Source organism: Actinoplanes sp. TBRC 11911, from assembly GCF_012933445.1.
GTDB lineage: Bacteria > Actinomycetota > Actinomycetes > Mycobacteriales > Micromonosporaceae > Actinoplanes.
Genome location: NZ_JABBNC010000010.1, coordinates 88,341 through 103,499, shown reverse-complemented (window position 1 = coordinate 103,499; position 15,159 = coordinate 88,341). Strand labels below are relative to the sequence as shown.

The following is a 15,159-nucleotide window of genomic DNA, read 5'->3' as shown; positions in this document are numbered from 1 at the left end:
GCTCAGACGAGTGCGGAAACCTCGGCCGCCGTCCGGGCGATCTCGTCCGGCCACATGGGCTCGGCGAACAGGTACCCTTGGCCGTACGGGCAGCCCATCCGGGCCAGCAGCGCGCGCTGCCCCGGATCCTCGACGCCCTCGGCCACGACGGCGAGGTCGAGATTGCGGGCCAGCGCCACGATCGTGTCCACCATGATCCGCTGCTGGTCGCTGTCCAGGATGTCGTCGATGAACGATTTGTCCAGCTTCAGCACGTCGACCGGCATCTCCCGCAGGTAGCTCAGCGACGAGTATCCGGTGCCGAAGTCGTCGATCGCGATCCGCACCCCGATCGAGCGCAGCATCCGCAGGTCGGCCCACACCTGGTCGGCGTCGCGCAGCAGCAGGCTCTCGGTGATCTCCAGCAGCAGGCACCCGGGCGCCGCGTTCGCCGCGTCCAGGGCGTCGCGGACCTGGTCGACGAACCCGGGCGTGCGGAACTGCCGCGCCGACACGTTCACGCTGACGTACTGAACCGGGATGTCCGCATCCCACCGGGAGAACTGCCGCAGCGCCGACCGCAGCACCCAGTTCCCGATGTCCACGATCACCCCGCTCTCCTCGGCCACCTCGATGAAGTGCGCCGGCCCGAGCAGCCCGCGCACCGGATGCCGCCACCGCACCAGCGACTCCACCCCCCGCACCACGCCGGAGCGGATGTCCACGATCGGCTGGTACATCAGCGTGAACTGCTCGTTCTCCACCGCCTCCCGCAACGCCGCCCGGGTCTCGAGCCGCTGCGCCATCGCCGTGTGCAGCTCCGGCCGGTACCGCTGCCAGGTGCCCTTCTGGTCGGCCTTGGCCTGGTACAGTGCCAGGTCGGCGTGCCGCAGCAGCTCGGTCGCGCTGTCCGCGTCGTCGCCGGCGGCCACCCCGACGCTGGCCCCGCCGCTGACGCTGTGCGTGCCGCCGATGCCATCGCTCACCTCGACCGGCACGGCCAGCGCCTCGACCAGGTCCCCGGCGAGCCGGTCCGCCAGATGCGCGTCGGCGGCCAGGTCGACCAGCACGGCGAACTCGTCGCCGCCCATCCGCGCGGCCAGCGCGGCGCCGCCGAGCGTGCCGAGGATCGACGCGATGCGCTCGCCGACGACCACCAGCAGCCGGTCCCCGACCGCGTGCCCGAGCGTGTCGTTGACCTCCTTGAAGTCGTCCAGATCGACCATCAGCACGCCGATCGGGCCGTCCGACGCGAGCTCCTCCTCGAGGCGGTCGCGGAACCGCACGCGGTTGGCGAGGCCGGTGAGCCCGTCGTGGAACGCGAGGTGCGACAGCGAGGCCTCGAGGCGGCGCTGCTCGGTGACGTCGCGGACGGTCAGCACGAGCCCGCCCACGGTCGGGTCGTCGCGCAGGTCGCGCCCGGTGCACGAGGCCCGCATCGGGGAGCCGTCGGCGCGGACCACGGTCAGGTCGCCGACGTCGAGGCCGTCGCTGACCCGCGGGTCGTCGATCAGCTGGGACAGCGGCGTGCCGGTGAGGTCCGGATACCCGAACACGGTGGCCGCGGACGGGCTGGCGTACCGGATCGTGTCGTCGTCCGCGATGATCAGGATGACGTCGGACGCGTTCTGGATCAGGGTCCGGAAGTACGCCTCGCTGTCGCGGCGGTTCACCTCACCGGTCAGCCCGATCCGGTCGAGCACCACCTGCACCTGGGTGAGCAGCTGCTCGAACGGGGGCAGCAGGTCGCGCAGCACGGTGGTCCGCGCGCCCAGCACCCCGTGGGCCAGGCGCCCGCCGGCGCCGGGCAACGGCACCGTGGCGTACAGGAAATGATCGAAATCGCGGACCGGCAGCTCGGCCGGCACCTCCGCAGCGGCCATCAACGCGATGCCCGGCGCCTTAAAACCAGAAATTTCGGTGAAAAACAGGCGGTACGGCTCGCCGGGTGGCATCACCTTGGCCACCGCCGCCCGCACCGCCCGCGACACGTCCTCCTCGCTGGCGGCCGAGAACAGCGCCGCCCCAGCCTCGCCCAGCGCCCGCTCCCGCGCCCGGGCCTGCCGCTGCGCCTCGACGAGGCCGTTGATCCGCGCGATGACGATCAGGAACATGGCGGTGGCCGCCCCCGCGATGACCGGCGCGTCGTGCACGCCGCCGCCGCTGATCCATTCCAGGTAGAGCAGGGCCGGGGCGATCAGGGCCGCCGAAGACATCCAGAGGATCCGCTGCGGGCCCATGTCGGCGGCGTGCTGCGGGGCCGGCTCGGTGAGATCGCGCATCGAGGGCAGCAGCGCGGCGAAGCCGATGGTCGCGTAGAAGACGATCCAGCCGAGGTCGACCGGGCCGCCGTTCGACCATTGCTGACCGAGCTGCGACTGGCCGTAGAAGATGTCCGAGACGAGCAGGCCCAGCAGGGCGACGCTGATCGCGGTGAGCGCGCGCGGCCGCCGCCCCGGCACGGTCAGCATGCGCAGCAGCGTGGCCAGCGCGAGCACGTCGCCGATCGGGTAGCCGGCCGACACCAGCTTCTCCGCCACCGACAGGTCCTGCGAGCGGGTGAACGGCGCGATCCAGTAGACCCAGGAGAGCAGGCCGAAACCGACGGTGGGCACCAGCGCGTCGAGCAGCGCGGCCCGGTTCGCGGCGCCGCCCGAGCGGGTCCGGACCATGACCAGGAACCCGCCGGTGAGCAGCGGATACACCAGCAGGTAGAACACGTCGGCAATGCCCGGAAAATCCGGTGTATGCCCTAACGTCACGATCAGGTTGTACGCCGTGTCGCCGCTCGTGAAGAAGGCCAGCGCGGCGGCGATCAGCAGCCAGGGCAGCCGCCGGGCCGGCCGGTGCCGCCGCACGCCGAGCACGACCATGGCCGCGGACGAGTAGCCGATCAGCGCCCACGTGTACAGGTGTGTCGCGGGCGCCGCGTAGTAGACGGCACTGAGCGCGATGATCCACGCACCGAACCCGGCTCGCGTGCTCACGATCTTCTGTTCGGTGCGCGGGCCCGCGAGTTGAGCCCTAGGCCCAGGGTGGCGCCGGAACCGTCACCGTCGCGTCGGTGCCGGCCGCCTCCTCGATCGCCAGCGCCACCAGGTGATCATGGGCGCCCTCGGCGAGCGGGTACGGCTCGGGTCCCTCGCCGCGCACCCAGGCCGCCATCCGCCCCAGCAGCGTCGCGATCGCGATCTCCTCGTCGCTGAACCGCCGCCGCGGGAACGGGTTGCGGAACAGCACCCGCTCGCCGAGCGTGAGGTGGTCGGTGTCGAAGTCGTCGAGGTCGAGGTCGTAGCCGGTCTGCCGGCGCACGATCGGCGTCCGCACGATGGTGCGCGGCCCGGCCAGCCGCACCACCTCGTCGTCGCGCAGCTCGCCGTGCGTCCCGCGCACCACGATCCGCCGGAACCGCAGCTGGTTGTGCCACTGGTTGCCGGTGAAGTCGTACAGCCCGGACTTCCCGTCGCCGAAGTCCAGCGTCGCGATCGTGGTGACGGCCGGCTTGGCGTCCGGGTCGCCGGTCCAGCCGTCGCGGGTGAGCGGGTCCACCAGCGGCGCCGTCGTCCGCGTCGCCCGCACGGTGACCGGGCCCGGCGCCTGGCCGAGGAAGCCCCGGATGATCGCCACCGCGTGGTACTGATGCGTCGAGGACACCTGCACCTGCCCCGGCTCGCCGATCAGCCCCTGCCGCACCACCGCCAGCCGGGCCGCCTGCGCCGGCAGCAACAGGTACTGCTCCGCGACCTGCACCAGACCGCTTTTCCCGTACGCCTCCCAGAGCGCGACGAGACCCTCGGCGTCCGGGGCGGGCGGCGTCTCGGCCAGCACCGGGATGCCGCGCTCGGCGCACGCGGCGATCACCGCCGGGTTGGCCGCCCACGGCACGGCGGTCACCACGAAGTCGGGCCGCACGTCGTCCAGCGACGCGAACGTGGGCACCGCGAGCTCCCGGGGCGTGCGCACCACCGCACCTAAGAACTCCAGATCGGGCACCGCCGCGGCGAGCCGCCAGAACATCTCGGCCCGCCAGCCGGACCCGACCACCACAAAGCTCGTCATGACCAGACACCCTAGATCGGGAAACTGGCACATACACATTCCTGATCGACAGACGTTCATCTGCACGCAATCCGGCGTGTATGCCCCGCTTCGCAGTCACTGGCGACGATCCCGGATATGTCGTTAAGACGCCTTTTAGTTGCTGCGGCGACCTTCGTGCTCGCCGGTGCCGGTCTGACCGCCGCCGCCGCTCCCAGTGCCCAGGCCGCCACCAGCGTGCCGCGGTTCGACCACATCGTCCTGGTGATGTTCGAGAACCACGCGAGCACGCAGATCACCTCCTCCGCCGCCCCCTACTTCAACTCCCTCGCCGCGCAGGGTGCGAACTTCTCGCAGTCCTACGCGCTCACCCACCCCAGCGAGCCCAACTACGTCGGCCTGTTCTCCGGCTCCACCCAGGGCCTGACCAGCGACGCCTGCCCGAAGTCGTACAGCGCCAACAACATCGCGGCGCAGCTGATCGCGGCGAAGCTCACGTTCAAGAGCTACTCGGAGTCGATGCCCTCCAACGGGTACACCGGCTGCACGAGCGGCACCTACGCGCGTAAGCACAACGCCGCGGCCAGCTTCACCAACGTGCCGGCCGCCAGCAACGTCATGTACTCGACGTTCCCGGCCAGCTCGAACTACGCGTCGTTGCCCACGGTGTCCTTCGTGGACCCGAACCTGTGCAACGACATGCACGACTGCTCGGTCGGCACCGGCGACTCCTGGCTCAAGAGCCACCTCGACTCGTACGCGCAGTGGGCCAAGACGCACAACAGCCTGCTGATCACCACGTTCGACGAGGACAACTCGGCGTCGCTGAACCACATCTACACCTCGTTCGTGGGCGCGCACGTCAAGACCGGCACCTACTCCGAGAAGATCACCCACTACACCGTCCTGCGGACCATCGAGGCGTCCTACGGCCTGAGCGCGATCGGCGGCGCGGCGAGCGTCTCCCCGATCACCGACGTCTGGAACTGATCGCATGTACCTAGCCTCCGTGGAGCGCCCGGCGGGTGCCGTCGACCGCGGTAAGCGGATCGCGGCGAACGTGCTCGCGCTCGGCACGGTCAGCCTGATCACCGATGTGTCCAGCGAGATGGTGTCGGCGGTGCTGCCGCTCTACCTGGTCGTCGGCCTGGGTCTGGGACCCGTGGTCTACGGCGTGGTGGACGGGCTCTACACGGGGGCGACCGCGTTGCTGCGCCTGGTCGGCGGCTATGTCGCCGACCGGGTGCGGCGCCGCAAACTGATCGCCGGCCTCGGCTACGGCATCTCCGCCGTGGCCAAGGCCGGCCTTCTGGCCGCCGGCACCTCGATTCCCGCGCTCAGCGCGGCGATCGTGGCCGACCGGGCCGGCAAGGGCCTGCGCACCGCCCCGCGCGACGCCCTCATCACGCTGTCCACCGACCCCGAGAATCTGGGCCGGGCGTTCGGCGTGCACCGCGCCATGGACAGCGCCGGCGCGTTCGCCGGCCCCCTCGTCGCGATCGCCGTGCTCGCCGCGTCCGGGCAGGCGTTCGACGCGGTCTTCGTGGTCAGCGGCTGCATCGCCACGATCGGCGTCCTCGTGCTCGTGCTGCTGGTGCGCGACCACCGCGGCGAACCGCGGGCGGCGGGTAAACGCATCGACCTGCGGCAGCTGCGCCACGCCGGGGTCCGGACGCTGCTGATCGCGGCCGCGCTGCTGGGCCTGAGCACGATCGGGGACGGCTTCGTCTACCTGATGCTGCAGCGCCGCGAAAACCTTGCCACCGGGTGGTTCCCGCTGCTCGCGGTCGGCACCAGCCTCGCGTATCTGGTGCTCGCGGTGCCGCTCGGCGCGCTGGCCGACCGGGTGGGCCGGGCGAAGGTGTTCCTCGGCGGCTACGCCGCGCTGCTCGTCGTCTATCTCCTGCTGGGCACCTCGTGGGGCGGCGTGCCCGCGCTGGTCACGGTCCTTCTTTTGTACGGCGGTTTCTACGCGGCCACCGACGGCGTGCTGATGGCCTTCGCCGGTCCGCTGCTGCCCGCCGAGATCCGCACCACCGGGCTCGCCCTGATCCAGACCGGGCAGGCCCTCGCCTACCTGGTGTCGTCGGTGCTGTTCGGCGTGGCCTGGCAGTGGTGGGACGCGAGCGGCGCGATCCACGCCGCCGCGATCGCCGCGGTGGTCACCCTGGGCGGTTCCGCCCTGCTGTTGCTGCGTACGCGTCGGGAGGTCGCCGCATGAGGCGAGGATTGCTGGCCGGTGTCTTCTCGCTGGTCCTGATCGCGATAGCCGTCACCTACGTGGTGGTGGCCGGGCACCGCAACGCGGCCCCGGCGGCGGCCGCCTCCGCGGTCGACGCCTCGCCCGGGGACCGGATCCTGTTCCGGAGCACGGCCGCCGCGAGCTACGGACGGGCGGCCACCGTGGCACGGGCGGCGCCGGCGGGGACGCGTACGGTCTCGGCCTTGGATTGCAATCGCCTCTACGAAGCCGCGGGTGTTGGCATCTGCCTGCGCCCGGACGGCCCGCTGGCCACCTACCAGCTCGCCATCCTGGACGCGCACCTCGCGGTCAAGGACACCTATCCGATGGTGGGGGTGCCGAACCGGGCGCGCGTCTCGCCGAGCGGGCACGTGCTCGCGTGGACCGTCTTCGTGACCGGCGACAGCTACAACGGCGGGAAGTTCTCCACCCGGGCCGGCATGCTCGACGTCGCGACCGGGCAGACCGTCGACACCCTGGAACGCTTCGCGGTGACCCGCGACGGCAAGCCGTACCAGGCGGTGGACCTCAACTTCTGGGGTGTCACGTTCGTCGACGACGATCACTTCTACGCGACGATGTCCACGGCCGGCAAGCGCTACCTGGTCGCCGGTGACATCGCGGCGCAGACCGTGCGCACGCTCGCCGAGAACGTGGAGTGCCCGTCGCTGTCGCCGGACGGCACCCGGATCGCGTTCAAGGAGGCGGTCGGCGGCAACCCGAACCACGGCTGGCGGCTGTCCGTGCTGGACCTCGCGACCATGCGGCGCACCCACCTGGCCGAGACCCGCAGCGTCGACGACCAGGCCGCCTGGTACGACAACGGCACGGTGATGTACGCCGTACGCCGCGGCACCCGAAACTCGGACGTCTGGTCGGTCCCGGCCGACGGCGGCGGCCAGCCGGCGATTCTCATCCCCGACGCCGAGTCGCCCGCGGCCCTCTGGAGTAACTAGAGTTTGCGTTCTTGCTTCTTGGGAACGAGGTGCCGGTGACAAGCGCCGATCCGCAACGGTGGAAGGCGACGGCGGTCGCCCTCGTCGCCGGCTTCATGACCCTGCTCGACGTCAGCATCGTCAACACCGCGCTGCCGTCGATCCGCGACCAGCTGCACCTGGGCTCCGGCGAGCTGCAGTGGGTGCTCTCCGGGTACGCGCTGACCTTCGGCCTGCTGCTCGTCCCGGCCGGCCGGTTCGGCGACGCGCGGGGCCGGCGTGACGTGTTCATCGCCGGCGTCGTCGCGTTCACCCTCGCCAGCGCGTTCTGCGGGTTCGCCCCGAACGCGCTGTGGCTGATCATCGCCCGGCTCGTGCAGGGCGCCGCGGCCGGCGTGGTGAACCCGCAGGTGTCCGGGCTCATCCAGCAGCTCTTCGAGCCGCGCGAGCGGGGCCGGCCGTTCGGGCTGCTGGGCGCCACCATCGGCGTGTCCACCGCGATCGGCCCGCTGCTCGGCGGCCTGCTCATCGCGCTGATCGGCCCGGAACAGGGCTGGCGGTGGATCTTCTTCATCAACGTCCCGATCGGCGCGGCGGCCGTGGTGCTGGCCCGCCGGTGGATCCCGGTGCTGGCCACCGGACGCCGCGGCGAGAGCCTCGACCCGGTCGGGGTGGTGCTGCTCGGCACCGGCGTGGTGCTGCTCCTCCTGCCGCTGGTGCAGGAACGCTCCTGGCAATCCGGCGCCAAGTGGCTGCTGATCCCGGCGGCGGCGATCGTGCTGGCCGCGTTCGTGGCCTGGGAACGCCGGTTCGGCCGCACGAACACCGCGGTGATCGACCTGTCGCTGTTCCGGGTGCGCTCGTACGCGCTGGGTGCGTTGATCGCGATGTTCTACTTCGCGGGATTCACCACGATCTTCTTCATCTACACGCTGTATCTCCAAGCGGGCCTGGGCTACTCGGCGCTGGAGGCGGGGATCGCGATCACGCCGTTCGCGGTGGGCTCGGCAGCGTCCTCGGCGATCGGCGGGCGGATCGTGGCGCGGTTCGGCCGGCCGCTGGTCGTGGTCGGCCTGGTGACGGTGGCGGTCGGGCTGATCCTCACCGACCTGGCCGTCCGGGCCGTGCCGGGCTCCGGCGCCGGGTGGGCGGCCGCGTTGCCGCTGCTGCTGGCCGGGGTGGGCAGCGGCCTGGTGATCAGCCCGAACCAGGCGCTGACCCTGTCCGAGGTGCCGGTGCGGCGGGCGGGCAGCGCGGGCGCGGTGCTGCAGACCGGCCAGCGCATCGGTACGGCGGTCGGGATCGCCGCCGTGGGGGCGTTGTTCTTCGCGCAGCTCGCCTCCACCCGCGGTGATTGGGCGACGTCGTTCCGGGCCGCGCTGTGGCTGACGGTGGCGCTGGTGGTGGTCGCGCTGGCCGCCGCGGTGGCCGAGGTGATCGCGGCACGGCCGGCGGCGACGGAAGGGGCCGGCGCGCCCCAGCCGTGAGCCCGGGTCCGGAGCCTGCGCGCGGTGATTTGGCCGGCTGCCGCTCCCCAGCGCGGCGTCCGCCTACGGCAGGTGCCGGTGCACCGCGGCCGTGGTGCGGGCGGTGTCGCCGGTGGCGAGCAGGTCCATCGCGGCGCCGCGCAGCAACGCCAGCGCGGCGGTGCGCCGCAGCAGGCCGTCGGGTGAGTCGCGCTCGGCCGGTGGCTGGGCGCCCGCCAGCACCTCGAGCCAGTCGGTGACCGTCGACTCGGCGAAGCCGGCCCACGGGCCTTTGGCGTCCACCAAGGACCGCGCGTACGCCTCCGCCCAGAGCCGGATGATCGGCCGGTGCTCGGGCGCGGACAGCCACTCCCAGGTCAGCTTCGCCGCGCTGGTCAGTCCCTCGGCGGGGGAGAGCCGCGCGAGCAGGGCGAGCTCCTCGGTGCGCGCCCGCGCCAGCAATGCTCGGATCAGCCCGTCCTTGCTCTCGAACAGGAACAGCAGCACGCGCGGGCTCGACCCGATCGCCGCCGCCAAGGGCCGCAGGGACACCTCGGCGATCCCGTGCTCGCGGACGTAGGCGTACGCGAGGTCGAGAAGTTGGGTTCTCCGATCGTCGGCCACGCCGCTATCATGCCAACTGAAACGACTGTTTCAGTAGCAGGGGGTAAACGATGATCCGATTACTGGACCGGCCCGGCGACCTCGGCTGGGTGGTGCTGGCGCACGGCGAGCTCTATGCGACCGAGTACGGCGTCGACGCGACGTTCGAGGCCCTCGCGGCCCGGATCATGGCGGACTTCGCGGCCGCCCACGATCCGGCGCGGGAGGCGGGGTGGATCGCCGAGATCGACGGCCGCCGCGCCGGATGCGTGCTGTGCGTGGACGCGCACGAGGACGCCACGGCCGTGCTGCGGGTGCTGCTGGTCGATCCGGCCGCCCGCGGTCACGGGGTGGGCGGGGCGCTGATCGACACGTGTGTGCGGTTCGCGCGCGCGGCCGGCTACGCGCGGATGCGGCTGTGGACCATCGACCACCTGGCCGCCGCGCGCCGGCTCTACGAGAAGGCCGGCTTCCAGCTCGTCGGCGAGGAACCGAACAAGCACTTCGGCGTCGGCGGCAACGCCCAGACGTATCAGCTCGAGCTGATCTGAAGCGCGTCGATGAGCCGTTTGGCCGAGCTCGCCAGGTTCCACCGGTCGGCCAGCGCGAGCAACGCGTCCGGGTCCTTCGGCGCGCGCGGCAGGGCCGGGTCGAAGTCCGGCAGCTTCACGTCCAGCGCGACCTTGCAGACCGGCAGCGCCCTGTCCAGGTAGTCGCTCGCGTCCTTCAGCTTGGTGCGCAGCCCCGGCGCGAACCCGGCGTCGGGGTCGTCCAGCGCGGCCATGATCTGCTCGACCCCGCCGTACCGGGTGACCAGCCGCGCCGCCGTCTTCTCCCCGACCCCCGGCACGCCCGGCAGGCCGTCGCTGGGGTCGCCGCGCATCGCCGCGAAATCCGCGTACCAACGGGCCGGCACCCCGTACTTGCGTTCGACGACGGCGTTGTCGGAGTCCTCGAGCTTGGCGACGCCGCGCCCGACGTAGAGCAGGCGGGTGCCGCGCTCGTCGTCGACGAGCTGGAACAGGTCGCGGTCGCCGGAGACCACCTCGACCGGGGCCGGCTGGGTGGCGGCGAGGGTGCCGAGCACGTCGTCCGCCTCGTACCCCTCGACGCCGAACGTGGGGATCCCGACCGCGGCCAGCACCTCGAGCAGCACCGGGATCTGCTTCTGCAGGCCCGGCGGCACGTCCTCGACGTCGCCGCGCAGCACCCGGTGCTTCTTGTAGGACGGGATCAGCTCCACCCGCCAGGCCGGCCGCCAGCTCGCGTCGAGCGCGCAGACCAGGCGGTCGGGCCGGCGGGTGCGCACGAGCTGGGCGATCATGTCGAGGAAGCCGCGGATCGCGTTCACCGGCTCCCCGGCGCTGGTCTGCCCCGCCTTCTCCGGGATGCCGTGGAAGGCACGGAAGTAGAGGCTCGGGGCGTCAACGGCGAGCAGCGGCTGTCCGGTCACCCGCACACTCTATTTGATGCGCTCGATCGCGCGTGCGCCGCTGGGAGTTGATGAGCTCGGCTCGCGTCCGACGACGGCTTCGCCGGCGGCGACCGAGAGCCGAGCTCATCAACGCGGCAACGCGCTCCTCGCTGGATTTGACGCGCGTGATCCCGCGTGTGTCGCTGGAAGGCGATGAGTTCGCCGTGCGCGCTCGTCGCGTGGCGTCAGTGTTTGCCCGGGGTCAGGATGCCGGCGATGACGGCAGCCCCGATGGCGGCGCATGTTGCCACGAGGAAGCCGTCGGTGAAGCCGTCGAGGGTCTGGCCGGCGATGCTCGCGGCGGCGACGCTGGAGACGACCGCGGCGCCCAAGGCCGAGCCGAACTCGTGGAACGTGCTGACGATGCCGGACGCGATGCCCGCCTCGTGCGGTGCTACCTGACCGAGTGCGGTGGCCGACGCGACCACGAAGCCGGCGCCGGCCCCGGCGCCCGCGATCGCCACGCCGATCACGACGGCGGCCGGATGCAGCGAGAACACCGGCACGGCCATCCCGGCGGCCGCGACGAGCAGACCGAGCACGCCGAGCGGGCGGGGTCCGACGCGGGCGATCACGCGTCCGGTCACCGCGGCGCCCAGCATCGTGGCCACCGCGACAGGGAGGAACAGCAGGCCGGTGCGCAACGGGCCGTACCCGCGCGCGTGCTGGAAATAGAACGTGCCGAGGAAGAACACGGCGATCATCAGGGCCGAGGCGATGAGGATGAAGAACGTTCCGGTCGCCACCGGGCGCCGCGCCAGCAACGACACGTCCATCAGCGGTGCGCGCGCCCGCTTCTGCCGGACCACGAAGGCCGCGTAGCCCAGCGCGGCGAGGAGGATCAGCCCGCCGGTGGTGGCGGTGAACCAGCCGTGGTCGCCGGCGTCGATGAGCGCGTAGATCACGGCGACCGACGACGCGGTCACCAGTAACGCGCCGAGCACGTCCAATCCGCCGCGGCCGGCCCCCGCACCGCGTGTCGCCGTCCCGGCCGGGCGGCTCGGCAGGATTCTGGCCAGGGTCGCGGCGATGGCCAGGCCGATGGGCACGTTGACGTAGAACACCCACGGCCAGCCGGGGCCCGCGGTGATCAACCCGCCGAGCAGCACCCCGAGGGCGGCGCCGCCACCGCCCAGCGCCGACCACACTCCCAGGGCCTTGTTGCGCTCGTCGCCCTCGAACAGCGTCACCACCAGCGACAGGGCCGAGGGCGACAGCAGGGCCGCCCCCACGCCCTGCAGGATCCGGCCGGTCAGCAGCATCTCGGCCGACCCGGCGAGCCCGGTCACCAGCGACGCCCCGGTGAAGACCAGCAGCCCGGCGAGGACCGTGCGCCGGGCGCCCACCAGGTCGGCGATCCGGCCGCCCAGCAGCATCAGACCGCCGAAGGCCAGCGTGTACGCGCTCACCGTCCAGGTCAGCGCTGCCCGGCTCAGGCCCAGGTCGGTCTCCATGTGCGGCAGCGCGATCGCCACCACCGTCACGTCGAGGATCAGCATCAGCTGGGCCACCCCGAGAATGCCCAGGATCCGCCATCGCCGTCTGCTCCCTCGCGTCTCCCGCGTCGACATCAACAGCCTCCTTGATTAACTCGTACACCCGTGTACGACATAACTCAGGAGGGTAACTCGTACATTCCCGTACGAGCTAGTGTGTTGGCATGGATCGTGCCCCAGCTCGCCCGCGGCGCCGCGCGGACGCGGAACGCAGCATCGAGCGCATCGTCTCGGCGGCCCGCGAGCGGCTCAGCCGCGACCCGGACGCCACCGTCGACGACATCGCCAAGGCCGCGGGGGTCGGCCGGATGACCGTCTACGGGCATTTCCGCACCCGGCCCGAGCTGGTCGAGGCCGCCCTGGCCGGCGCGTTGCGGGCCGGCGAGGAGACGCTCGGCGGCGTCGATCTCGGCGGGGACGCGCGGGACGCCCTGACGCGGCTGCTCGCGTCCAGCTGGGCGCTCGTGGCCGAGTCGGCGGCGCTGCTGACCGCGGCGCAGGACGTGCTGGCGCCCGGCCGCATCCGGGACCTGCACGGCGACGCGGCCGACCGGGTCGAGAACCTCGTCCGGCGCGGTCAGCGGCAGGGCGTCTTCCGCACCGATCTGCCGGTCGCCTGGCTGGTCAGCTCCATGCAGTACATCCTGCACGGCGCCGCCGAGGAGATCCGCGCCGGGCGCCTGGCGAACGCGGACGCCACGCGGATCGTCACCGCCACGGTCCTGTCGATACTCCGACGTTGATCGTGGCGGTGTTTCCCCGGTTCCCGAACGACCGTTAAGCTCAGGGTCGTGACCGTAGACCGGATCCTGCCCACCGACGAGGCCCACGATCTGCTCGAGCTGACGACCGAGCTGGCCGGCAAGGAGCTCGCGCCGAAGGCGGCCGGCTTCGAGGCGCGCGGCGAGTTCCCGCGCGAGGTGCTGCGCACGCTCGGCCGCTCCGGGCTGCTCGGCCTGCCCTATCCCGAGTCCGACGGGGGCGCCGGTCAGCCGTACGAGGTCTATGTCCAGGTCTTGGAGATCCTCGCGGGCAGCTGGCTGGCCATCGCCGAGGCGGTCAGCGTGCACACCTTGAGCTGCTATCCCGTGTACGCCCACGGCAGTGACGAGCAGCGCAAGATGCTGCCCGACATGCTCGGCGGGGAGCTGCTCGGCGCGTACTGCCTGTCCGAGCCGCAGGGCGGTTCCGACGCGGCGGCGCTGACCACCCGGGCCGTACGCTCCGGCGACTCGTTCGTGGTGACCGGCACGAAGGCCTGGATCACCCACGGCGGCCAGGCGGATTTCTACAACATCTTCTGCCGTACGGGCGTGGACGGTCCCAAGGGCATCTCCTGCCTGCTCGCCGACGCGGCCACCCCCGGGCTGCAGCCGCAGAAGCCGGAAAAGGTGATGGGCTTACGGTCGTCGCCGCCGGCGCAGATCGTGCTCGACGGCGCGCGGATCCCCGCGGACCGCTTGGTCGGCGCTCCCGGCGACGGTTTCACGATCGCGATGGAGGCGCTCGACTCGGGACGGCTGGGGATCGCGGCGTGCGCGGTCGGGCTGGCCCAGTCCGCTGTGGACTACGCGGCGGCGTACGCGAAGGAACGCAAGCAGTTCGGCCGGCCGATCGCCGATTTCCAGGGGTTGAGCTTCATGCTCGCCGACATGGCCACGCAGGTGTCGGCGGCGCGGGCGCTGCTGCTGTCGGCGGCGCGCCTGAAGGACGCCGGCCGGCCCTACTCGGTCGAGGCCGCGAAGGCGAAGCTGTTCGCGACCGACGTGGCGATGCGCGTGACCACGGACGCGGTGCAGGTGCTGGGCGGCGCCGGGTATGTGGCCGACCATCCGGCCGAGCGCTGGTTCCGCGAGGCGAAGGTGCTGCAGATCGTCGAGGGCACGAACCAGATCCAGCGCGTGGTGATCGGCCGCTCCCTGACCAGGCCCTGACGCTTGGTTGTTCCGGTCGCCCCGCTGGCGGTGACGCCCGGTTCGATATTGTTTCGCCCGTGGAAGAGACCGACCGCGCGATCGTCGCCGCGCTCACCGCCGACGGCCGGCTGTCCTATACCGATCTCGCCGAGCGGGTGGGTCTGTCGGTCTCCGCGGTGCACCAACGGGTGCGCCGGCTGGAGCAGCGTGGTGTCATCGCGGGTTACACCGCCCGGGTCTCGTACGAGGCGCTGCAATTGCCGTTGACGGCGTTCGTGGCGATCCGCCCGTTCGACCCGTCGCAGCCGGACGACGCCCCGGAGCGGCTGGCCCATCTCCCCGAGATCGAGTCGTGCTATTCGGTGGCGGGGGAGGACTTCTACATGCTCCTGGTACGCGTCGGCAGCCCGGCCGGCCTGGAGCGGCTGCTGCAGGAGATCCGGACGGCGGCCAGTGTCACGACGCGCACGACCGTGGTGTTGTCCACGCCGTACGAGAATCGCCCGCCTCGGCTGCCGGTCTCCCCGGCCCCCGCCGACGAGCCTTCAACCTAGAATCCTAGGATGCCCTACGGGTTGTGCGCACCGGACGCCGCTGAGCGCCTTCTGACGTGCCGCTACGCTGCTGGCTGAACTGGCGCCGGAGTGTTACGGCGGGTTCCGGGTGGTCGGTACGGTGAGCGCATGGCGGACATCGCGCGGCGGCCCCTTCTTCGCACCCTGGTCGGCGAGGTGCTGCGCCGCCACCGGCTCGATCAGCGGCGCACGCTCGCCGAGGTGGGGCGCGACGCCAACGTCTCGGTGCAATACCTGTCCGAGGTCGAGCGCGGCCGCAAGGAGCCCAGCTCCGAGGTGCTGGCCGCGGTCTGCGACGCGCTGCGGATCGAGCTGTCCGACCTGCTGGGCGAGGTGCGGCGAGAGCTGGTGCCGGCGCCGGTCATCCGGCTCGACGCGGCCCGGATGCGCCGCCGCGTCGCGCCACCGGTCCGGCGGCCCGGCGGCGGCGACGTC

General features: G+C 71.9%; 13 protein-coding genes and 1 pseudogene. 9 read left to right on the top strand and 5 right to left on the bottom strand.

What is annotated here, in order from left to right; genetic code table 11:
- Positions 1–2 precede the first annotated feature (2 nt).
- Positions 3–2,966 carry an EAL domain-containing protein gene (locus HH310_RS16495; RefSeq protein ID WP_312034133.1) on the bottom strand — a complete coding sequence of 988 codons (2,964 nt, stop codon included), beginning with the start codon at positions 2,964–2,966 and terminating at the stop codon, positions 3–5.
- Between the two features lie 37 nt (positions 2,967–3,003).
- Positions 3,004–4,038 (bottom strand): Gfo/Idh/MocA family protein, encoded by a 1,035-nt coding sequence (locus tag HH310_RS16490; protein ID WP_169176436.1) that lies wholly within the window; start codon positions 4,036–4,038, stop codon positions 3,004–3,006.
- Between the two features lie 117 nt (positions 4,039–4,155).
- On the opposite strand from HH310_RS16490, the gene HH310_RS16485 reads away from it, so the two are divergent.
- The 4 genes from HH310_RS16485 to HH310_RS16470 are packed head-to-tail and all read left to right on the top strand — an operon-like array spanning position 4,156 to position 8,681.
- Entirely contained in the window at positions 4,156–5,007 is an 852-nt protein-coding gene (locus HH310_RS16485) for an alkaline phosphatase family protein (protein ID WP_169176435.1), read from the top strand.
- Positions 5,008–5,011: 4 nt separating this feature from the next.
- On the top strand, positions 5,012–6,238 hold the full coding sequence (locus HH310_RS16480; protein ID WP_169176434.1) for an MFS transporter: 1,227 nt from the start codon (positions 5,012–5,014) through the stop codon (positions 6,236–6,238).
- A complete protein-coding gene (locus tag HH310_RS16475) occupies positions 6,235–7,215 on the top strand; it encodes a PD40 domain-containing protein (RefSeq protein ID WP_169176433.1) in 981 nt (326 codons plus the stop codon). Before HH310_RS16480 ends, HH310_RS16475 begins: the two co-directional genes overlap by 4 nt.
- Before the next feature lie 29 nt (positions 7,216–7,244).
- A complete protein-coding gene (locus HH310_RS16470; protein WP_396027523.1) occupies positions 7,245–8,681 on the top strand; it encodes an MFS transporter in 1,437 nt (478 codons plus the stop codon).
- A 63-nt stretch (positions 8,682–8,744) separates the two neighbouring features.
- Here the strand turns inward: HH310_RS16470 and HH310_RS16465 are convergent, their stop codons facing one another.
- Positions 8,745–9,284 carry a TetR/AcrR family transcriptional regulator gene (locus HH310_RS16465; RefSeq protein ID WP_169176432.1) on the bottom strand — a complete coding sequence of 180 codons (540 nt, stop codon included), beginning with the start codon at positions 9,282–9,284 and terminating at the stop codon, positions 8,745–8,747.
- 50 nt (positions 9,285–9,334) lie between these two features.
- On the opposite strand from HH310_RS16465, the gene HH310_RS16460 reads away from it, so the two are divergent.
- Positions 9,335–9,814: a GNAT family N-acetyltransferase gene (locus tag HH310_RS16460; RefSeq protein ID WP_169176431.1), complete on the top strand. Its 480-nt coding sequence runs from the start codon at positions 9,335–9,337 to the stop codon at positions 9,812–9,814.
- Here HH310_RS16460 and HH310_RS16455 read toward each other — a convergent pair.
- Together HH310_RS16455 and HH310_RS16450 are read right to left on the bottom strand one after the other, a co-directional pair.
- Positions 9,796–10,716 (bottom strand): 5'-3' exonuclease, encoded by a 921-nt coding sequence (locus HH310_RS16455; RefSeq protein ID WP_312034131.1) that lies wholly within the window; start codon positions 10,714–10,716, stop codon positions 9,796–9,798. The genes HH310_RS16460 and HH310_RS16455 overlap by 19 nt on opposite strands.
- A 206-nt stretch (positions 10,717–10,922) precedes the next feature.
- Positions 10,923–12,308: an MFS transporter gene (locus HH310_RS16450; protein WP_169176429.1), complete on the bottom strand. Its 1,386-nt coding sequence runs from the start codon at positions 12,306–12,308 to the stop codon at positions 10,923–10,925.
- 89 nt (positions 12,309–12,397) lie between these two features.
- Here HH310_RS16450 and HH310_RS16445 point away from each other — a divergent pair, with 89 nt between their 5' ends.
- The 4 genes and pseudogenes from HH310_RS16445 to HH310_RS16430 form a co-directional block, all read left to right on the top strand.
- Positions 12,398–12,976 carry a TetR/AcrR family transcriptional regulator gene (locus HH310_RS16445; RefSeq protein WP_169176428.1) on the top strand — a complete coding sequence of 193 codons (579 nt, stop codon included), beginning with the start codon at positions 12,398–12,400 and terminating at the stop codon, positions 12,974–12,976.
- 48 nt (positions 12,977–13,024) lie between these two features.
- Positions 13,025–14,167 carry an acyl-CoA dehydrogenase family protein gene (locus HH310_RS16440; RefSeq protein ID WP_169176427.1) on the top strand — a complete coding sequence of 381 codons (1,143 nt, stop codon included), beginning with the start codon at positions 13,025–13,027 and terminating at the stop codon, positions 14,165–14,167.
- A 59-nt stretch (positions 14,168–14,226) separates the two neighbouring features.
- A complete protein-coding gene (locus tag HH310_RS16435) occupies positions 14,227–14,703 on the top strand; it encodes an Lrp/AsnC family transcriptional regulator (protein ID WP_169176426.1) in 477 nt (158 codons plus the stop codon).
- 129 nt (positions 14,704–14,832) lie between these two features.
- A pseudogene (locus tag HH310_RS16430) lies at positions 14,833–15,072 on the top strand (helix-turn-helix domain-containing protein); the annotation flags it as partial.
- Positions 15,073–15,159 lie beyond the last annotated feature (87 nt).